We start from the raw sequence: 19,980 nt of genomic DNA, 5'->3' as shown, positions 1-19,980 counted from the left end.
TTCCCTCTCCCGCAGGGAGAGGGAGACCATTCACACCAAAGCGATGTCCGGCGCGTCTTCGGCCTTCATGCCGATCACGTGATAACCGGCATCGACATGGTGCGTCTCGCCGGTCACGCCGCTGGCGAGATCGCTCAGCAGGTACAGGCCAGCGCCGCCGACATCCTCGATCGTCACGTTGCGCTTGAGCGGCGAGTTCAGCTCGTTCCACTTCAGGATCAGGCGGAAATCGCCGATGCCCGAGGCGGCAAGCGTCTTGATCGGCCCCGCCGAGATCGCGTTGACGCGGATATTGTCGCGGCCGAGATCGACCGCGAGATATTGCACGCTCGTCTCCAGCGCCGCCTTGGCCACACCCATGACGTTATAATGCGGGATGACCTTTTCCGCGCCGTAATAGCTGAGCGTCAGCAGCGACCCGCCATCGGGCATCATCGCCGCCGCGCGCTGCGCCACCGCGACGAAGCTGTAGACCGAGATGTTCATGGTCGTCAGGAAATTGTCGAGGCTGGTGTCCATGAACCGGCCACGCAGCTCGTTCTTGTCGGAAAAGCCGATCGCGTGGACGACGAAGTCGATCGTCGGCCACACTTTCGCCAGATCCTCGAACGCCGTGTCGAGCGCTGTCATGTCGGAGACGTCGCAGTCGATCAGCAGGGTCGAGCCGAGCTGCTCGGCGAGCGGCCTTACCCGCTTTTCGAGCGCTTCACCCTGATAGGAGAAGGCGAGCTCAGCACCCGCTTCGCTGAGCTTCTTGGCGATTCCCCAGGCGAGCGACCGATCATTGGCCAGGCCCATGATCAATCCGCGTTTGCCCTGCATCAATCCCGTCACGCTGCTGCCGCCTCCTGTTTGTTGCTGCCGCCGAGGTCCTCTACTCCCTCATCATCGGATTCCGCCAGTGCCGCGTTCAATTCGGCGCCAACGACCAGGCCGAGCCCGACGAAGAAGAAGAAGATAAGCGCGATCATCACGCCTGCCAGGCTGCCATAGGTAAGATCATAGCTGCCGAGCAATCCGAGGATGAGCGGCAGGAGCGCGGTGACCAGCAGCCACCACGCCGCGGTGAACAATGCGCCCGGCCATTTCGGGCATTTGCTCTCGCGATATTTGCGCGGGGTGAGCGAGTAGAACACCATGTAGAGCGCCGCGAACAGCGCGAGGCCCGGGGCGAGCCGGCTGAACGACACGATCGTGGCAGCATCCGCCGCGAAGGGCAGCACGCGCAGGATGAACTGTTCGACCGCGAGCAGCATGATCTGGAAGGCGAAGGCGACTAGGATCAGGATCATCGCGGTGAGGATCAGGCCGATCGACCAGAGCCGATACTGCCAGAAGGGCCGGATCGATTTCACGCCGTACGCGCGGCGGAGGATATCGCGAATCGTCTCGATGAAGCTCGCCGTGGTCCACAGGCCGACGATCGCGCCGAACCAGAGCAGCGAACCAGAGCGCGCCGTAAGCACATCGGTGATCGGGGTCTGCAGCACCTGCGCGACGCCAGGCGGGACGGTGCGCAGGAATGCCTCGACCGCGTGGAGGCCCTCGCCGGTCTGCCCGAACAGCCGCGCAACGGCGGCCGCGACGATGAAGAAGGGGAAGAGCGTGACCAGCGACAGATAGGCGAGATTGCCGGCATGAACGAAGCCGTCGCTATAGACGCCGACAAAGACGCGCTTGAGCACCTCGCGGGCGTAGCTGCCCGGCCGCATAAAGGCCATGCGCCGGCTGAGCCTGGTCTGCCCTTCACCCGGCCTCTTGCGGCGTTCCTCGGGCGATTGGGGCGAAACTTCCTGCATCGGGCGATTAAACGCCCATGGCCGCGCGCGGGTTGCTCTTGTCGCGATCCTTCCATCCCTCGACGAACTCGGTCAGTGCCTCATCCTTGGCGGGAAGATCGACCATCAGGGTCACCAGCTGATCGCCGCGCGTGCCGCCTTTCTTGTGGAAGCCGCGCCCGCGCAGGCGGAGCACCTTGCCCGAGGTGGAACCGGCCGGAACCGTCAGCATCACGGCGCCCTCCACGGTCGGCACACGCACCGACGCGCCGAGCACGGCTTCGGACAGGGTGATCGGCAGGTCGAGCCTCACGTCATCGCCATCGCGGGTAAAGAAGCGATGCGGCTGGACGCTGATCGTGACGATCCCGTCGCCGGCGCCGCCCGGCCCGGGCTGGCCCTTGCCGGCAAGGCGCATCTGGAAGCCGCTTTCCAGGCCGGCGGGCAGCTTGAGGTCGATCGTCTTGCCGTCCGCCAGCGCAATGCGCTGAGCGGCGAGCGTCGCGGCATCCGTGAAGGAGACGTTGAGCTTGTAGGCGACATTGGCGCCCTTGGGCTGGGGCTTGCGGCCGAAACCGCCAAAGCCGCCGCCGAAACCGCCGCCGCCGCGCCCGCCGAACATGCCCTCGAAGATATCGCTGATATCCGGCCCGTCGGCCTCGAACGGTGATCCGCCGCCCGGTGCCGGGCGGAAGCCGCCCTGGCCGGCGCCGCCGAAGCCGAAGGGCGAGGCGGGATTGCCGTCGCCGTCGATCTCGCCGCGATCGAACCGGGCGCGCTTGTCCTTGTCGGTCAGCAGGTCATAGGCATTGGTGACCTGGCTGAATCGCTCGGTCGCCTGTTTATTGTCCTTGTTGCGATCGGGATGGAGCTCCTTTGCGAGCTTCCGATACGCCTTCTTGATGTCGGCCTCGCTGGCGGTGCGCGGCACGCCAAGCGTTGCATATGGATCGGCCACTTTTGCCCTCTGTTTCTATTCTGGCGCCTATTTGGGGGATCGATGCCGGAAGCGCAAACCCCGAGCGTCAAGCAACCGCCTCAAGCACCGGCGCGACGTCGACCGATACGTTCATCTTCTGGGCGCCGGACCCCAGCACCACGCCGTCGATCGGCGCGATCTCACCATAATCCCGACCGATCGCCATGATGATATGGTCGCCCGCCATCCAGATGCCGTTGGTCGGATCGACCCCGACCCAGCCAAGATCCGGCCCGCACCACAGCAGCACCCAGGCATGAGTCGCATCCGCGCCGACCAGCCGCGGCTGGCCGGGCGGCGGGATGGTGCGGATATAGCCCGAGGCATAGGCAGCGGGCAGGCCCGCGGCGCGCAGGCCGGTGATCATGATCTGCGCGAAATCCTGGCAGACGCCACCGCGCTTGGCGAAGGCCTCGTGCGGGACGGTGTCGACCAGGGTCGCTTCGGGATCGAAATCGAACTCGTTCTGGATGCGCCGCGCGAGGGCGATAGCGGCCTCGAGCGACGGGCGGTCGGGGTCCAGATCCTGCGCGCACCAGTCGGCGATGTCGCGGTCGAGCGGGATCAGCGGCGAGGGGAAGAGGTAATTGGCCGGCCCGGCGGGCGAGGCATCGCGGCTGGCGCGCGCGGCGATCGCGACCTGGGCCAGCGTCGGGTCGCTGTCCGACGGCATCGGCACCTGCCGGTCGACCAGGATGCGCGACACGCTTTCGATGACGAGATGGCGCACCGGCTCCTCGACCACCAGCCGCATGACATTGGCTAGCCCGGCCTCGGCACGCGCCGGCGCGGTGCGGCCCGAAGGGCTGATCGACAGGCGATAGTCGCGCAGTTCCTGGCCCGACCAGTGGATCGGCTTCAGCCGCAGGTTGCAGCGCGCGAACTTGACCGAGGCGCCGTAATCGAAGCGCGTCACGTGACGGATATCGTAGATCATGCCAGCGTCAGCCCGCCGGCCCTTAGCGGCTCCGCGCCCTGCAGGAAGTAGCGCCGCGCGACCGCGTCCGACAGCGCGAACAGCCGCCGTTCGAGATCGCCCAATATGGTCTCGTCCAGGGTCGCCGCGGTCGCCGTGGAGACGATCGAGACCAGCACCGTGGCGACCGCCTGTTGCGGCTCGTCCATGCCGTCGTCGCCAAGCACCGGCAGCGCGCGCATATGCTCGCAGATGCGATCGACCTGGAACGCGAGCGAGCGCGGATTGCCCGGGTCGAGCGCCACCAGATCGACCACCGGCACCCGGGCGATGCCGGTCAGATACCGCTGGCGGTAGCTGATCTGGCTGTCGGCGAGATCGAGCAGAGTCGACAGATCGTCGACCGTCCCATTGGCCATGCCGAACATGCGCACCGCGCGCGTCACGGTCAGCGCGCGTTCGAGCCGACGCCCGAGGTCGTGGAAGCGCCACGCCGCGGTCCGCCCCATATGCTCGGCCGACAGGCCGGACAGTGCGGCGTAGCGGCGCTGGAGCGTCCCCGCCTTGTCGAGCATGCCGCCCTTGGTCGGGAAGGGCGCGTCGAGCAGTTTCACCATGTCCGCGGCCAGCCGGTCGCGCGAGCCGCGCCCGATACCGCGGGCGAGCCGGTTGATGGCGCGCACGCTGTGCCAAGCGCCTTCGCCCGATTCCATCGCGGTGCGGGCAAACAAGGTCAGGTCGGCGCGGCGCAGGCTCGCCGGGTGCGGTGCGGCCCCGATATTGACCGCCATGCCGACCAGCCGACCGACCGTATCCGGCCCCAGCGCGGCGCCGGCATCGGCGTCGATCGAATTGCCCAGCATGACGCGAATCACGCCGAGCAGCGCCTCGCCGCGTTCGAGATAGCGGCCGAGCCAGAAGAAATTGTCGGCGACGCGGCTCGGCAGGGTGCCGGGGTTGCGGCGGACATGAATCGAATCGCTCGGCGGCAACAGCGAGACCGGCGCGACCGGTTCCGGCCCGTGCACCGCGACATCGGCCGACCAATTGCCCTCGCCCATCACGACGGCGCGCGGATCCTTGTGCTCGCCAATGCGGGCGAAGCCGCCGGGCATGACCGCCCAGCTGCCGTCCGCGCCGCGCGCCGCGAAGACGCGCAGGGTGAAGGGCCGTGCCGCGAGCCCCGTGTCGGTGACGACCGGCATGGTCGACAGCCGGATGATCTCCTGCCCGACATAATCCTGAGGCCGGCTGGTCATGTCGTCGAGCAATGCCGTGCGCGCCGCGCCGACTATCTCCGCCCCCGGACGCGGCATGACGCCATCGAGGCCGAGCGGCTGGACGCCGAACGCCGGGCCGACCAGCAGCTGATCGAGATCCTCGATCACGCGCGCGCGCTCCCTGTCCTGTCCGCACCACCAGGTGGCGATATTGGGAAGGAGCAGATCCCGGCCAGTAAGCCGGGTCGCGAGCATCGGCAGGAAGGCGGCAAAGGCCGCGGATTCGAGCACGCCCGCGCCGGGCACGTTCGAGATGACGACATTGCCCGCCGCCATCGCGTCGATCAGCCCGGGCACGCCGATGCTCGAATGCGAATCGAAGGCGAGCGGATCGAGCAGCCGCGGATCGAGCCGGTTCCAGATCGCATCGACTCGCTTCAACCCGCCGATGGTGCGGACATAGAGCTTGTCCTCGAGCGCGGCGAGATCGGCACCCTCGACCAGCAGCAGCCCGAGATAGCGGGCGAGATGCGCCTGTTCGGCATAGCTCGGATTGTAGCGGCCGGGGGTCAGCAGGCCGATGCGCGGGTCCGAGCGGCGACAGGCAGCGGCGAGGCCATCGCGATAGGCAGCGAAGAAGGGCGCGTGGCGCTTGACGTTCAGCCGGCCCTGCAACCCGCCCAGGGTGCGCGAGATCGCCAGCCGGTTCTCCAGCGCATAGCCGGCGCCGGCGGGCGCGCGCAGATGATCGGCCAGCACGCGCCATTCGCCGGTCGGCCCGCGGCCGAGATCGATCGCGATGAAATGGAGGTGATGCCCGCCCGGCGGCACCAGCCCCGCCATCGGCCGCAGGAAGAAGGGGCTGCCCGCGACCAAGGCAGCAGGGATCAGTCCACGCTCGACCAGCTTCGCGTCGCCATAGAGATCGGCGAGGATCGTCTCGAGCAGTTCGGCGCGCTGGGCGACACCGGCCTCGATCCCGGCCCATTCATCGGCCTCGATCAGCAGCGGGACGGGGGACAGCGGCCAGGCGCGCTCCTCGCTCTCGCCGATGATGCGAAAGCCGGTGCCGATATCGGCGGCGTGGCGCTGCACCCGGTCCCGCGCCTGGGCGAGGTCGTCGCCGGCGACGGCGGCCAGTTCCTCGAACATCGCGGTCCAGGCCGGGTCGCCCTGGCCCGCGCAGAGCACATCGCCCGCCTTCTCCCGGGCGCAATAATCAGCGACCCAGCGCAATGCGTGGATCGATGGATCGAGCAGAGAGGGCGCTGCGAGCGTGGCCATGGCGATTTGAGGCGTTCCCCTAGAACCCGACGACTCGACCACAATCCCTTCGCGCGTGCAACAAGGATCAGAGATCGGGCAGCACCTGATCGGCAAATCCCCAACCCGCGAGTTCGCGCGAATTGGCGCGTTCGAGCAACTCGGCGCCATCGCGCACGCCCCAGCGATGGGCATTCTCGATGTCGCGCAGCTCGGTCCAGGTGACGGGCGCGGCGACCGGCGCGCCGGACCGCGCCCTTGCGACATAAGGCAGGACCGCGGTCGAGCCGCGCTGGTTGCGCAGATAGTCGAGGAAGATGCGGCCCTTGCGCTTGGCCTTCGCCATGTTGGCGACATAGCGTTCCGGCTCGGCCTCGGCGAGCGCGCGGCAGAAGCGTTCGGCGAAGTCCTTCACCGCCGGCCATTCGGCCTGGGGCTTCAACGGCACCACGACATGCACGCCCTTGCCGCCCGACAGCATCGCGAAGCTGACCAGCCCGATTTCGGCGAGCTGGTTCTTGATGTCCTCCGCGGCCTTCTTGACCACATCGAAGCCGAGTTCCTCGTCGGGATCGAGATCGAACACCATGCGGTCGGGCTGTTCGAGCGTTGCGACCGACGATCCCCAGCCATGGAACTCGATCGTGCCCATCTGCACGCACATCACCAGGCCATCGACGTCGTCTATATAGAGATAGTCCTCGACCGACCCGTCCTTCTCGCGGATCGGCACTTGATGGACATGCTCGCCAAAGGTGCCGGCATCGTGCTTCTGGAAGAAGCAGCGCTTGGCGCGACCCTGGGGACAGCGCACCAGGCTGATCGGCCGATTGGCCGCCCAGGGCAGCACGGCGGGCGCAAGGCGCGCGTAATAATCGGCGAGATCGCCCTTGGTGACGTCCGAATCGGGGAAGATCAGCCGGTCACGGCTGCTGACCTTCACATGCACCTCCGGGACCGGCGTGGCATCGACGGGGATCGGCTTCTCCGCGACGACATCCTTGGCCGCCTTGTCCTCACGCAGGCCGAGGAAGCTGGAGTGGCGCAGCACCCCATCGGGCGTGGTCTCGGCAAAGGCGATCTCGGCGACCAGCTTCGGCTCGACCCAATGCGCGCCGCGCACGGCGGCACGCGGCGCTTCGACGGTCGGCTTCTTGACCTCGAGCTTCGCCAGCTTCGCACTCAGATCGAGCATCGTGTCGGTGTCGAACCCGGTGCCGACCTTGCCGGCATAGATGAAGCCGTCCGGCCCGTTGAGACCGAGCAGCAGCGCGCGGAAGCCGCGCGACTTGTCGGACGGCGTCCAGCCAACGATCACGAATTCCTGGCGCCTGATGCACTTCACCTTGAGCCAGTTCTTGCTGCGCTGGCCGCGATAGGGCGCATCGGCCAGCTTCGAGATGATGCCTTCATACCCTTCGCGGCACATCGTCTCGAACAATTGCTCGCCCGAGCCGAGGATGTGCTCGGCGAATTGCAGGCGAGCGTCGGTGCCCTGGATCAGGGGGCGCAGGCGTTCCTTGCGCTGGATGTTGGGCAGGGCGGCGATATCCTCGCCGTCCAATGCGAGCAGGTCGAAGGCGAACAGGGTCATGTCACCGCCCTTGGCGATCGCGTCCTGCAGGGCAGAGAAACTGGGCTTGCCGTCCTTGAAGGCGACCACTTCCCCGTCGATCAGCGCGTTGCCGAGGTTCAGGGTCGCCGCGGCTTCGGCGATGCCGGGGAATTTCTCGGTCCAGTCGAGGCCGGAGCGGCTGTAGATCTTCACCTTCGTGCCGGCGATCGCGAGCAGTACGCGGTAACCGTCGTACTTCACCTCGTGCAGCCAGCGGCTGCCGGTTGGGACGCTGTCGACCAAAGTGGCGAGCTGGAAGTCGCGAAAGGCTGGCAAGGTGCCGGAAGCCGGCTTGCCACCGCTGGCGCGTTTGGGGCGGCCCCCTCCACCAGCTTCGCTGGTCCCCCTCCCCCGCTTCGCGGGGGAGGATTTGGGTTTGGCGCCTTCGGCGATCTCGACCATGGTGCGGCCGGTCGCGACGCTGGTGAGGGCGGTTTCCACGAGCGTGTCGGTGCCGCCGGCCTCCGCATCGTCGATCTTGCGCAGCAGCCAGTTCTCGCTCTTTTCCTTGCCGCGCGGCTTCAGGCGGATCAGCAGCCATTCGCCTTTCATGCGCTCGCCATCGAGCACGAAATGGAGGTGGCCTTTCTCCAAGTCCTTGGCGCTCTTGCCCTTGATCGGGGACCAGGTGCCGCGATCCCACAGCATCACCGTGCCGCCGCCATATTGCCCTTTTGGGATGGTGCCCTCGAAAGTGGCGTAAGAGAGGGGATGATCCTCGGTGCGGACGGCGAGGCGTTTCTCGTTCGGGTCGAGGCTGGGGCCGCGGGTGACGGCCCAGCTCTTCAGGACGCCGTCGATCTCCAGCCGGAAATCCCAGTGGAGGCGCGAGGCGTCGTGCTTCTGCACCATGAAGCTGTTGCCATGGCCGGGCGCGAGCGTGCCCGCCGGTTCCGCGGTCTGAGCGAAATCACGCTTGGCGTTGTAGAGCGCCAGCGGGTCGGTCGCGCGTACCATCAATTGTGCTCCCGCGAAGGCGGGAGCCCAGTCTGGACCCCCGCCTTCGCGGGGGTACAAAGGTCGGCGCTATGCACGTTTCTTCGCCGCCGGTTTCTTTGCAGGCGCTGCAGTTGCTTTCTTCACTGCGGGCTTCTTGCTGGCTGCGGCCGGCTTCGACGAAGGCGACGCACCCGGCCGTTCCATCGACTTCTTGAGCGCGGCCATCAGGTCGACCACATTCGAGCCCGAGCGGCCGGTCGGCTCGTCGCTGGTGTCTTCCAGGATCTTGCGGCCCTTGGCCTTGCGCTTGCGCTCGATCAGGCCCTTCAGCGCCTCGACATAATGATCGTGGAAATCCTTCGGATCGAACGCGCCGGTCTTCTTTTCGATCAGCGCCTCGGCCAGTTCGAGCAGATCCTCGTCGGGTTTCGAATCGGGAATGTCGCGGAAATAGCCCTGCGCCTTGTTGACCTCGTCCGCATAGCGCAGCGTCTCCAGCACCATGCCGCGCCCGCAGGGTTTGAGGCTGACGACATATTCGCGGCCGCGCATGGCGAGCTGGCCGAGCCCGACCTTCTTCGTCCGTCGGAGCGCCTCACGCAGCACGATGAACGCTTCCTCGGCAAGGTCGTCGGCCGGCACCACGAAATAGGGCTTTTCGTAATAGAGCACGTCGATCTCGCTCGCATCGACGAACTGGGTGAGTTCCAGCGTCTTCTTCGATTCGAGCTTCACCGCATCGATCTCGTCCTGCTCCAGCAGGACGAACTCGCCCTTCTCATATTCGAAGCCCTTCATGATCTCGTCAGTGTCGACCGGGCCGATGCCCGTCACGACCTTCTCATAGTGGATCGGCTTGCCGGTCGGTTCATGGATCTGCTTGAAGCTGACCTGCGCGCCGGATTTGGTCGCGGTGTAGATCTCGACCGGAATCGAGACGAGCGCGAGCCTGATCTGTCCCTGCCAATAGGCGCGTGCGGCCATTTTCCGGTTCCTTCGTTGCCCCGATTGCCTTGGGGCCGATTCAATCGATAAGCGACGGTTCCGTTCCTCGACACCCGTCCATGGCGGCCGTAAAGCGCGACCATGGTACAGGATCCCTTCCAACTGTTCGACCTCTGGTACACCGAAGCGCGCGAAACGGAGCCGAACGATTCGAACGCGATGGCGCTGGCCACCGCGGACGCGGAGGGCCGCCCTTCGGTGCGCATGGTGCTGCTCAAGGGCCATGGGCCCGACGGCTTCGTCTTCTACACCAACCGCGAGAGCCGCAAGGCAGCGGACATCGCCGCCAATCCGCAGGCCGCCCTGCTGTTCCACTGGAAGTCGCGGCGCCGGCAGATCCGCATCGAGGGGCCGCTGAGCCGGGTGACCGACGCCGAATCCGACGCCTATTTCGCCAGCCGGCACCGCGATTCGCAGCTCGGCGCCTGGGCGTCCGACCAGTCGCGCCCGCTCGATTCCCGCGCGACCTTCGAGGCGCGGTTCGCCGAGGTGCAGGCGCGCTTCGAGAGCGGCCCGGTGCCGCGGCCGCCGCATTGGGGCGGGTACCGGCTGACGCCGGACCGGATCGAATTCTGGCAGGACCGCGCGCACCGGCTTCACGAGCGCCGCCTGTTCGTGCGTGACGGAGATGGCTGGAGCGAAGGGCTGCTGTTCCCATGACCGAGGACCAGCGCCGCGCCATTCCCTATGTCGTGCGCGCCGCCCTTGCCAGCGTGGCGATGGCATTGTTCCTGCTCGGGCTGAAGGGCTTTGCGGCCTGGCATACCGGATCGGTCGCGATGCTCGGGTCGCTGGCCGATACCGCGCTCGACCTGCTTGCCTCGCTCGTCACGCTCTACGGCGTCCGGCTCGCCGCGACGCCGGCCGATCACGACCATCGTTTCGGCCATGGCAAGGCCGAGGCGCTGGCCGCGCTGTTCCAGGTCATGCTGATCACGGCGTCGGCCGCGGGTATCGCCTGGCGCGCGATCATGGCGTTCAGCGAGACCGATCCGACGCATGACGCCGAGTTCGGCATCGGCGTGTCGGTGATCGCGATCCTCGCGACCATGATGCTGCTGGTCTATCAGCGCAGCATCATCCGGCGCACCGGATCGGTCGCGATCATGGCCGACAACATGCATTACCAGTCCGACGTCCTGCTCAACGGATCGGTCATCGTCGCCTTGGTGCTCGACCAGTATCTCGGCTGGAGCGGCGCGGATCCGCTGTTCGGCATCGTCATCGCCGCCTGGCTGGCGTTCGGCGCGTTTCGCGCGTCGAGCAACGCGATCGACCAGCTGATGGACAAGGAATGGCCCGAGGAGGAACGCAAGCGCTTCATCGAGGCGGCGGCGCAGCATCCCGAGCTGCGCGGCATCCATGATTTCCGCACGCGCCGGTCGGGCAGCCATGATTTCGCGCAGTTCCACATGTATGTCGCGGCGGAGATGACGGTGGCCGACGCGCATGTCGTGATGGATGCGGTCGAGGCGAAGATCCGCAAGCAATTCCCCAAGGTCGAGGTGCTGATCCATCTCGATCCCGACGGGCATGTCGACACCGACAATCCGCTGATCGAGGCGGACGTCACCCCCCATTGGTTCGGGAAGCGCATATGAGGATTCCGTTCGTCCAGATCGACGCGTTCGCCGCCAATCCGTTCGAGGGCAATCCCGCGGCGGTGATGCCGCTGAGCAGCTGGCTGGACGATGCGACGCTGCAGGCGATCGCGGCGGAGAACAACCTCGCCGAGACCGCCTTCATCCTGCCCGACACGAGCGGAGCGGCGGATTTCGAGCTGCGCTGGTTCACGCCGACGGTCGAGGTCGCCCTGTGCGGCCATGCGACGCTGGCGAGCGGGCATTTCGTGCTGTCGAGCGATTCGACGATCGACAGGGTGACGTTCCGCACGCGCACATCGGGCGTGCTCGAGGTCGCGCGCGCCGGCGACGGATATGAACTGGCGCTGCCGGCCTGGGCACCCGAGCCCGGGCCGCTGCCGGAGATCGTCGCGGCGCTGGGGCTGGACGGCACCGTCGAGACCTTGTGGCGGACCGGGGGATATGCCCTGATCGTACTGGAGAACGAGGCGCAGATACGCGCGCTGAAACCCGATTTCCGCAAGCTCGCGGCCGAGGGCGATGTGCTCACCATCGTGACTGCGCCGGGCGACGAGACCGATGTGGTCAGCCGCGTGTTCGCGCCCGGCGCGGGCATCGACGAGGACCCGGTGACGGGCTCCGCCCATGCCGTGTCGGTGCCCTATTGGGCGAAGCGACTGGGCCGCGACAGCTTCACCGCCTTCCAGGCGAGCGCGCGCGGCGGCCGGCTGGCCTGCCGTCTCGACGGCGACCGGGTGATCCTGGGCGGGACCTGCGTGACGGTGATCGAGGGGACGTTCTTCCTCTAGGTCCAAGGCGTCCCGGAAGTAATATGCCACTATTCTGGGTGCCATGAAGCGTATTGGCGCGAGCGGCGCTTGGGCGAAACAGTCATCACCGGGGTCGCCCCCGCACTCCGCGCAACTATTCGGGCATTTTTGCCAGCCAACGTCGACCCGAAAATTCCGAAGCCTTTTCTCGGTTCGATGTCTCGTGTTGGACGCGATCATTCCGGCAGTTGGACATCTCCAACGACAATAGCTCATGACGCGCGAAATATAGCCTGAATCGCGTGGCCTTTTACTTGACGAATTATGAGAATTGGTCGGATATAGCCTGACCTTTACTTGCCCGACCCGGTTCGCCTGAATCATCGTCATTCCCCGCAGCCCGCCACGCGGCGGACCGATCGCAAAGGGTAGGGGATGATCCTCCCAGCTTGAATCGAAGCGTCTCGTCGTCCCCGATTGACCCGCCTGGGCAGGGATCGGCCAGCCCTTTACCGGGCCTGGTCCGTCGCAAGCTGCCGGGCGCACAACCCCTGAGGGTGCCAGTCGTGAGTCAGGGTGGTGGGCGGCTGGCCGGCATCGTGGAGGATCAGCGCGAAGCCCTGGCGTGGCGCGGTTCCGATGGCCATCAGCAGCATCGGCGGCCCCGCCCTGATCGTCAGGCTGTTGCCGGGACCGCGAGCGATCCGAAGACCGTCCGGCGTCTCGAGGCAGGTATCGCCGCTGACCGCGTAAAAGGCCTCCGGACCGGAATGCGTGTGGAGGGGGGCGGTCGCGCCGGGAACGAAGATCGAGCGGAGATACTCGGCCGCATAGGTCGAGGCCGGCTCCACCGCGAGCGGGCCGATTTCGGCAACATGCCTGCCTCCCCTGGGCCGCCACCCGGCATGCTCAAGGGTGAAGAGCCAGGTCGATCCGAACGCCTCGACGACGACGCTCGTTGCGATGGCGGCCTTTTCGGCGGCCTGTTTCGAGGGAAACCGGTCGAGTAGCCAGAAGGTCTGTCCGGCCGGAAGAGCGGGGAGTTCCTTGCGGGCGAGCAGGCAGGCCGGGCCCGGCTCCTCGGCCGCGCCACATTGACGCGTGGTCGCCTGGCTCCATGCGGGCGAAGACCATGCCAGAGCGGCCAGCAGGGCCAGACGAACGAAGGTGCTTCGCATGGCGTTTCCTCACCGAGATCCGGTTGCGAGCATGTCTGCTTTCGGGGTGCGCCTCAAGCGTCGCGAAGAGTGCGCCCCGGGGGCCGAGCCGCCCAGGACCAAAAATCACTCTGACCCCTTTTCCGCGACGGGGGTGGTGCCGGGCAGGGGCGCCCCCTGCGCGTAGAGAAGGGGAAAGACGGCCTCCAGCGGCCTGGTGTCGGGCAGGACATAGACATAACCACCCTTTTTCCGGAACAGCGGCGCTATGGTCTTGCCGTAAAGGGCGAGCGGTACGTTGATGCAGCCGAAGGTGATGCGGTTGTCGTCGGACGTCGGCGACAGCATGCGCTCGCGGCGGCGTTCCTTCCGGCTGGCGCCGGGCGGGATCGGGTGAAGCGCCACCGAGGTCGCGTAATCGACCCACAGCACTTTCTGCCGCCCGGCGGCGAGGCCGAATTTGGCGAGGAAGCGCCCGGCGGGCGTGGTCTTCTCGGCCGGGCCGATCTCGGCGAGATTCTTGCTGCCGATGCCGGGGGTGGCATCGTCGCCGACAGCGACGCCGATCAGGACCGGCCCGTTGCCGAGCGGTGTCCCATCCGCACCGAACAGGAACAGCGACGCCTGCTGCTTGTCGATGACGATGTACGGCAGCGACCCGTTGTCGCCGGACGCCGCGATCCAGTCGGCAACGCGCTTCGCGGCCGCCGACTGGATCGGCTCTTCCGCTGCCGGACGTTCCGGCCGCGACGATTCGGGCGCGGCGGACTTGGCCGCCTGTTCCGCCCGCGAGGGTACGGTAACGGTCAGGGCAAGCCCGGCCAGCGCCAGGAGGTGAATCGCTCGAACAGGACCGGTCGCCGCTCCGCGGGAGCGGCGGACGCGGGCCATCACGACATGGTCAGCATATGCTGGCGAGCGTCGTCAGTTACGCGGCCGCTTGCGCTGCGCTTCCTGCAGCCTCTGCTCGATGCCGTCGACACGGGCATTGAGCTGATCGATGCGCTGACCGTTATTCTGGGCCTGGCCGGATGCGGCCTGGGCCTGCGCCAGCGCCGACTTGGCGGTGCTGGCGGTTTCCTGCAGTCTCGACTCGAGCGCGTCGACGCGCTGGCTGACGGGCGCGATCTGATCCCGCACATATCCCTTGGTGGCGCAGCCACCCAGACCCATCGCACCCACAAGAACCAGGGCCGCGGGGGCCAATTTCGTCACGGACGGCAACATCGCATACTCCCAAATGATCAGCGAACTGCGCGAACAGCAGCCAATCAATCGGGTTCCATCCTTTCGGATCGGCCGTGCCTCCGGTCCGGTGAACCGACGGAAAACGGCAGTTTGGCGGTAAGGGTGGCACGATCGCGCCTCCTGCTTGACCGGCGCTTCATCTCACTGTACTAAGTCACATAGTACACACAGACAGCGAGTCGTCCTTTGGCCCGAACCGTCCCCATCGCCATTGCGATCGTCACTGGCGACAGCCGATCGATCAGCCGCCAGATCGTCGACGCGATCCGCATGCAGGTCACCACGGGCGATCTGGCGCAGGGCGCGCAGGTGCCGAGCGTTCGGGGGCTGGCGCAGCAGCTCGGCATCAACCCCAATACCGTGGCCAAGGCCTATACGATCCTGACCTCCGAGGGCTGGCTCGAATCGCGCCAGGGGCTGGGGCTGTTCGTCGCGGCGCGGCGGCAGCAGTTCAGCGCGGAGGAGCGCGAGCGGCGCTTCGACGATGCGCTCGGGCGGTTCGTCAATGAAGTGGTGGCGATCCAGTACCCGCATGACGTTGCGATCACGCGAGTCGGGGATGCGCTCGACCAGGTCGCGCCGAGGAAGATCGCGTGAGCGATCTCGCGATCGAGACGCGCGCGCTGACGCGGCGGCATGGCAGGAAGGTAGCGATCGACCGGCTCGATCTCGCACTGCCGCGCGGAGGCATCCACGCGGTGGTCGGCGCCAATGGCGCGGGCAAGTCGACCTTGTTCCGGCTGCTGCTCGGCTTCATCACCGTGGATTCGGGCGACGCGTTCATCCTCGGCCGCGACAGCCGCGCGCTGACGCCGAAGGATCGCGGGCGGATCGGCTTCGTCAACGAGGAGCATATTCTGCCGGGCTGGATGACGGTATCCGCCGTGGCGGAGATGCAGCGGCGCCACCATAGCGCGCGCTGGGACGAGCGGGCGTTCCATAATGTCATCGGCAGTTTCGACCTGCTGGCGCAGCAGCGCGTGTCGCAGCTGTCGCGCGGCGAGCGGGCGGGGCTCAACCTCGCCATGGCGCTGGGGCAGAATCCCGAGCTGCTGATCCTGGACGAGCCTACGCTGGGGCTCGACGTGGTCGCCAAGCGCCGCGTGCTCGATGCGCTGATCGACGGCGTCGCGGCAGAGGGGCGCACGATCCTCTATTGCTCGCACCAGATCGAGGAGGTCGAGCGGCTGGCCGACAATCTGATCGTGCTGGAGCGCGGGCGGCTGCGCAATGTCTCGGCGCCCGACGATTTCTGCGAACGCATCCGGCTGTGGGTGACCGACATCCCGTTCAAGGGGCCCGAGCCGGGGGGCGTGCCGGGGCTGCTCCAGCATCGCCGGATCGACGGGGTGCATCATTATACCGTGATCGACCAGGGAGATGCGTTTGCCGACTTCCTGCGCGGGCACGGCGCGAAGACCATCCAGAGCCAGGCAGTGCCGCTCGACCGCGCAGTCGACGCCTTCCTGACTCGTCATCACGCCGGCCCCACGGGCTGAGGAGTTTTTCATGGTCGAACTGTTCAAGGCCGAGTGCCGCCGCTTCCGCTGGCTGGCGCTCGGTGCCGCCGGCCTGCATGCCGGGGTGCTGCTGTTCTTCGACCGGGTGGTCGATGCGATCCAGCAGCCGCTGATGGTCTATCAGCTCGTCGCGGGCATTTACGCCGTCGCGGGCATATTGTTCGGCCTGTACCAGGCGGGCACGTACCGGCGCACCAACCAGTGGATCATGCTGCTGCACCGGCCGCTGGCGCCGGGGCGAATCCTGCTCGCGGTGGCGGGCGCGGGTGCGGCGATGCTGGCGGTGGCGGCGGCGCTGCCGGTGCTGGTGCTGCTGACCAGCCACGGCGCGATCGGCGCGCGTTTCGTCGATGCACGGCACTGGCTGTTGCCGGTCGCGGCGTTGCTGATCGCGCTGATCGGCTATCTCGCCGGCATCTATGCGATGCTCGGCCCGCGGCGCTACGCCTGGCTGGCGCTGGTGCCCGCCTTGCTGCCGACGATGAGCGCTGCCTCGGGATGGGGCGCGATCACGGTGCAGGCGATGGTCGCGGCGCTGCTGGCGGCCCTGGTCGCGAGCGTGTTCAAGCCCGACCTGGAGGAGACGCCGCGCGGTGGCGCACTGGCCGGGACCGCGCTGAGCGTGGCGATGGGCGCTTATGTCGTGGCGGTGGTGGCGGGGGACATCGTCTTCCAGATCCTGTGGATCGCCACGGGCACGCATCCGCTGAACAGCGTGCCGCCCAAAGGCGGTGTGGTCGAAGCCGTGCGCGCCGAGGGTGGAGCTTTGATCGAAGCGGGGCTCGCCGGCCGGCGTGACCGCGAGGCCGATCTGTGGCGCGAGCAGGTGAAGCTCTCCGAAGTTTTCTATCTGCCGCCGCAGGCCGCGCGGCTGCCCGCGCGGGGCGGTCTGACCAATGTCGTGCCGATCGAGTTCGACGACGAACGCAGGGGCACGCGCTGGACCTTCAGCCATGACGATATGCGCTTTCACGGCGTACGGCTGGCGACGCTCGAGCGGGCCGGGGTGCTCGGCCTCGATGGCGGCGCGGCGTTCCGGACGCCGCCTTTGCCGGTCGCCGGCGGGCAGCTGATGGCGGCATCGCAGATCGCTGCGTTCAACGAGGATGACGGGCGGCTCCATACGCGCATCACGCTGCCCGCGGCCGAGACGATCGCGAACGGACCGACGAAGATGGGCGATGCGATCGGGCTGGTGAGCGACCGGGCGCTGCGGATTTACGATGCGCGGGTGCTCGACGAGGGCGACCGGCTTCATCCGGCGCTGGCGACGATCCCCCTGCCCGCGCCGATCGGCGGCATGTCGCGGATCGATGCGATCGAGTTGCTCGACGGTTATCTGATCTCCTTCACCTATGGGCATGGTGCGATCGACGGGCCGGGCCGGGCGTGGCAGCAGATCGTGCGAGTCGACGGGGCGGGACATGCGGCTGCGGTTGCCGAGCGGACGCTCAACCCGGATTTCCCGGCAGTGTCGCGCTATGCGCCTTACTGGTTGTCGCTGCCATTGAAGGTCGTGCGCGATGCGGCCGAGGGGCTGTTCGGCGAGCATGAGCCGCTTGAGGTGCGCATGCCGGTGGTGTTGCCGGTCGGGGTGATCGTGAGGATGACGGTGCTGCATCTGCTCTCAGCGGTGATCGCCTGGCTGCTGGCGCGACGGCGGGGGCTGGTTGCACGGGCGCAGGCGGTGTGGAGCGTCGCGACCTTGATCCTGGGGGTGCCGATGCTGGTCGCCTTCGCGCTGATCCGGCCCAAGCCGCAACGCTGAATTCTGGAGACGGACGATGACTGATGATCGGCGGCTGCGCCTCGTCGCGGCCGGGGTGATGATGCTTGCCTTAAGTGGGGCGGCAGGCGCATCGAACATGATGCGAAGCTCTCCCGGGCTGACTAGTCTCTCACCGTTCGGGCTGAGCTTGTCGAAGCCTTGTCCTTCCTTCTGCGGAAGAAAAGTACAGCCCTTCGACAAGCTCAGGGCGAACGGAGGGGGTGGATCTCTGTTATCTGTTCTGAGAGCGAATCTCGCCGCCGAACGGGCTCGGCCGGTGCCGGCGCAGATCCTGCGCGATGCGTTTCTGGTGGAACCGACGATCAGCGCGGTCACGATCGCGCCCGATGGCGGGCATGTCGCGTGGCTGCGCAAGGTCGGCGAGGAGACGAGTCTGTGGCTGAAGCCGCGCGGAGGCCCCGCGCGCAAACTGCTTCGGCGCGCCGATGCGGACGAAACCTTCTGGTCGCATGACGGGCGCTGGCTGTTCCTAGTGTCGAGCCGCGCGCTGCGGCGGATCGCGGTGTCGGGCGATCTCGGGTCGGGGCTGGTGGCGCAGATCGGCGGGTCGACCGGGCTGCGCTTTGCCGGGATCGATCCCTGGCGTCCCGCCGCCGCGATCCTCAAGGAAGAACTGCGGGTCGACGGGCAGCGTGCCCCGGTCGGCTATCGGCTATGGCGCGTCGAGCACGGCGGCACACGCCAGCTGATCGCCTTTGGCCGCCGCGATCCGGTCGATTTTGCCATGGCTCCTGACGGCCGCGTCGCGTTCGCCAAGCTGGTCGAAGGAGATCACCATGTCATCCAGGCGCGCCGCGCCGACGGGCGATACCGAATCCTCGCGCTGTGCGTGCAGCTCGAGCGCTGCGATCTGGCCGGCACCACGGCCGATGGGCGCGGCCTGTATCTCGCGAGCGATCTTGGCGGCGATCTGCGCGGGGTGATGCGCATCGACGCCAATGGGCGCCGCACGATCCTGCACCGCGATCCGTCGGGCGAGCGCGATCTCGATTCACTGGCGATCGATCCGCGATCGGGCGTGCCGCTCATCGCCGGTTATCGCGGCGGCACTCCGGCAAGCCACGGCCTGACCGACGATTCGCGGCAGGCCATGGCGCTGCTGGCGAAACGCCTGTCCGGCGACATCACCGTGTCCCCCACTTCGGGCCAGTGGCTGGTGCGCGAGCGCGGGGCGCGGTTGCAAGGCCAGCGCTGGTTCCTGTTCGATCCGCGGACCGGCCGGCTGGACCCGATGCTCGACGATTCGGGCAAAAGGCCGCGCGTGCCGGAAGCGGCGCTCGCAGCAACGGTGCCGGTCAGCTTTCCCGCTTCCGACGGCATGCTGATCCATGGCCTGCTCACCGTCCCGGCGGGCCGCGACCTGCGGCACGTGGCGCTGATCGCCGCCGTGCATGGCGGCCCGTGGTCGCACGACGAGCCCGATTACAGCACGACCACCCAGCTTCTCGCCAATCGCGGCTATGCGGTGTTTCGTCCGCAGTTCCGCGGATCGACCGGCTATGGGCGCGCCTATATGCTCAGCGCACGCGGCGATTTCGGCGATGGCCGGGTCCAGCGCGATATCGAGGAAGGCGTGCGCTGGCTGCTGGCGCGCGGGATCGGCGATCCGAAACGGGTCGGCATCGCCGGCGCCTCGTTCGGGGGTTATTCCACCTTGCAGGCACTGTCGAACGGATCGGGCCTGTTCCGCGTCGGGGTCGCGATCGTACCGCCGGCCGATTTCGGTTGGGTGTCGCGCCAGGTGGTCGATCGGGGGACTATCGGCTCGAGCGGCGGCATCGCCTTCGCGACGACCCTGCGCCTGCTTGGCCTCGACGCGGGCGACCCGGCGATCGCCCGGCGGCTGACCGCGCAATCGCCCTATGCGCGCGTGGCGGCGATGCGCACGCCGCTGCTCATCATCGCCGCCGGCCGGGACGAGCGCGTGCCGATCCGCAGCGTGATCGATTATGCCGCGCGCCTCAGGCAGCTCGGCCGAAACGCCGAGGTGATCGTCGCGCGCAAGCAGCCGCACGCACCCGACGACCCCATGGCCCGGCGCGCCTATCTCTATCTCATGGAGACGATGCTCGCGCAGTACCTCAGCGGCCCAGCCGCCGCGCCGCCCGCCGAGGATCTGCGCCAATGGATCGGCGCGAACCTCGACGCGTATCCGGCACGCGAACCACCGCGCCCGGCCGGATGAGAAGCCGGCCGGG

General features: G+C 67.4%; 17 protein-coding genes. 7 read left to right on the top strand and 10 right to left on the bottom strand.

The features are described from left to right. Positions 1–30 precede the first annotated feature (30 nt). The 7 genes from fabI to ku form a co-directional block, all read right to left on the bottom strand. Positions 31–834, bottom strand: a complete 804-nt coding sequence (gene fabI / locus ACZ1I5_RS23420; protein WP_465171626.1) for an enoyl-ACP reductase FabI — start codon at positions 832–834, stop codon at positions 31–33. Next, complete coding sequence (locus ACZ1I5_RS23415; protein ID WP_465171625.1) at positions 831–1,799, bottom strand: YihY/virulence factor BrkB family protein; 969 nt, start codon at positions 1,797–1,799, stop codon at positions 831–833. Before ACZ1I5_RS23415 ends, fabI begins: the two co-directional genes overlap by 4 nt. 7 nt (positions 1,800–1,806) lie before the next feature. Next, positions 1,807–2,736: a DnaJ C-terminal domain-containing protein gene (locus tag ACZ1I5_RS23410; RefSeq protein ID WP_465171624.1), complete on the bottom strand. Its 930-nt coding sequence runs from the start codon at positions 2,734–2,736 to the stop codon at positions 1,807–1,809. A gap of 67 nt (positions 2,737–2,803) precedes the next feature. Then, entirely contained in the window at positions 2,804–3,694 is an 891-nt protein-coding gene (locus tag ACZ1I5_RS23405; protein WP_465171623.1) for a transglutaminase family protein, read from the bottom strand. Next, entirely contained in the window at positions 3,691–6,177 is a 2,487-nt protein-coding gene (locus tag ACZ1I5_RS23400) for a circularly permuted type 2 ATP-grasp protein (RefSeq protein ID WP_465171622.1), read from the bottom strand. Before ACZ1I5_RS23400 ends, ACZ1I5_RS23405 begins: the two co-directional genes overlap by 4 nt. Positions 6,178–6,244: 67 nt before the next feature. After that, on the bottom strand, positions 6,245–8,728 hold the full coding sequence (gene ligD, locus ACZ1I5_RS23395; RefSeq protein ID WP_465171621.1) for a DNA ligase D: 2,484 nt from the start codon (positions 8,726–8,728) through the stop codon (positions 6,245–6,247). A gap of 69 nt (positions 8,729–8,797) precedes the next feature. Next, on the bottom strand, positions 8,798–9,694 hold the full coding sequence (gene ku / locus ACZ1I5_RS23390; protein ID WP_465171620.1) for a non-homologous end joining protein Ku: 897 nt from the start codon (positions 9,692–9,694) through the stop codon (positions 8,798–8,800). A 102-nt stretch (positions 9,695–9,796) separates the two neighbouring features. On the opposite strand from ku, the gene pdxH reads away from it, so the two are divergent. Genes pdxH through ACZ1I5_RS23375 form a run of 3 tightly spaced genes read left to right on the top strand, consistent with a single transcriptional unit; the run spans position 9,797 to position 12,107 of the window. Beyond that, positions 9,797–10,375, top strand: coding sequence for a pyridoxamine 5'-phosphate oxidase (pdxH, locus tag ACZ1I5_RS23385; RefSeq protein ID WP_465171619.1), 579 nt, complete (start codon positions 9,797–9,799; stop codon positions 10,373–10,375). Continuing rightward, positions 10,372–11,316: a cation diffusion facilitator family transporter gene (locus tag ACZ1I5_RS23380; RefSeq protein WP_465171618.1), complete on the top strand. Its 945-nt coding sequence runs from the start codon at positions 10,372–10,374 to the stop codon at positions 11,314–11,316. Before pdxH ends, ACZ1I5_RS23380 begins: the two co-directional genes overlap by 4 nt. Next, entirely contained in the window at positions 11,313–12,107 is a 795-nt protein-coding gene (locus tag ACZ1I5_RS23375) for a PhzF family phenazine biosynthesis protein (protein WP_465171617.1), read from the top strand. The genes ACZ1I5_RS23380 and ACZ1I5_RS23375 overlap by 4 nt, the downstream gene beginning before the upstream one ends. A 470-nt stretch (positions 12,108–12,577) precedes the next feature. On the opposite strand, the gene ACZ1I5_RS23370 is transcribed toward ACZ1I5_RS23375, so the two are convergent. From ACZ1I5_RS23370 to ACZ1I5_RS23360, 3 genes are all read right to left on the bottom strand, one after another. Further along, entirely contained in the window at positions 12,578–13,246 is a 669-nt protein-coding gene (locus ACZ1I5_RS23370; RefSeq protein ID WP_465171616.1) for a hypothetical protein, read from the bottom strand. Between the two features lie 105 nt (positions 13,247–13,351). Further along, positions 13,352–14,116 (bottom strand): hypothetical protein, encoded by a 765-nt coding sequence (locus tag ACZ1I5_RS23365; protein ID WP_465171615.1) that lies wholly within the window; start codon positions 14,114–14,116, stop codon positions 13,352–13,354. 33 nt (positions 14,117–14,149) lie between these two features. Next, positions 14,150–14,452 carry a hypothetical protein gene (locus tag ACZ1I5_RS23360; protein ID WP_465171614.1) on the bottom strand — a complete coding sequence of 101 codons (303 nt, stop codon included), beginning with the start codon at positions 14,450–14,452 and terminating at the stop codon, positions 14,150–14,152. Between the two features lie 207 nt (positions 14,453–14,659). On the opposite strand from ACZ1I5_RS23360, the gene ACZ1I5_RS23355 reads away from it, so the two are divergent. The 4 genes from ACZ1I5_RS23355 (at position 14,660) to ACZ1I5_RS23340 (ending at position 19,967) form a co-directional block, all read left to right on the top strand. Beyond that, positions 14,660–15,070, top strand: a complete 411-nt coding sequence (locus ACZ1I5_RS23355) for a GntR family transcriptional regulator (RefSeq protein WP_465171613.1) — start codon at positions 14,660–14,662, stop codon at positions 15,068–15,070. Next, complete coding sequence (locus tag ACZ1I5_RS23350) at positions 15,067–15,972, top strand: ABC transporter ATP-binding protein (RefSeq protein WP_465171612.1); 906 nt, start codon at positions 15,067–15,069, stop codon at positions 15,970–15,972. Before ACZ1I5_RS23355 ends, ACZ1I5_RS23350 begins: the two co-directional genes overlap by 4 nt. Positions 15,973–15,982: 10 nt before the next feature. Then, entirely contained in the window at positions 15,983–17,761 is a 1,779-nt protein-coding gene (locus ACZ1I5_RS23345) for a TMEM254 family protein (RefSeq protein WP_465171611.1), read from the top strand. Between the two features lie 277 nt (positions 17,762–18,038). Next, a complete protein-coding gene (locus ACZ1I5_RS23340) occupies positions 18,039–19,967 on the top strand; it encodes a S9 family peptidase (protein WP_465171610.1) in 1,929 nt (642 codons plus the stop codon). The last annotated feature ends 13 nt before the right edge of the window (positions 19,968–19,980 follow it).

The organism is Sphingomonas sp. BL-S-30 (assembly GCF_055521475.1).
The sequence above is the reverse complement of the archived record's forward strand: the minus strand, read 5'-3'. Positions and strand labels throughout refer to the sequence as shown.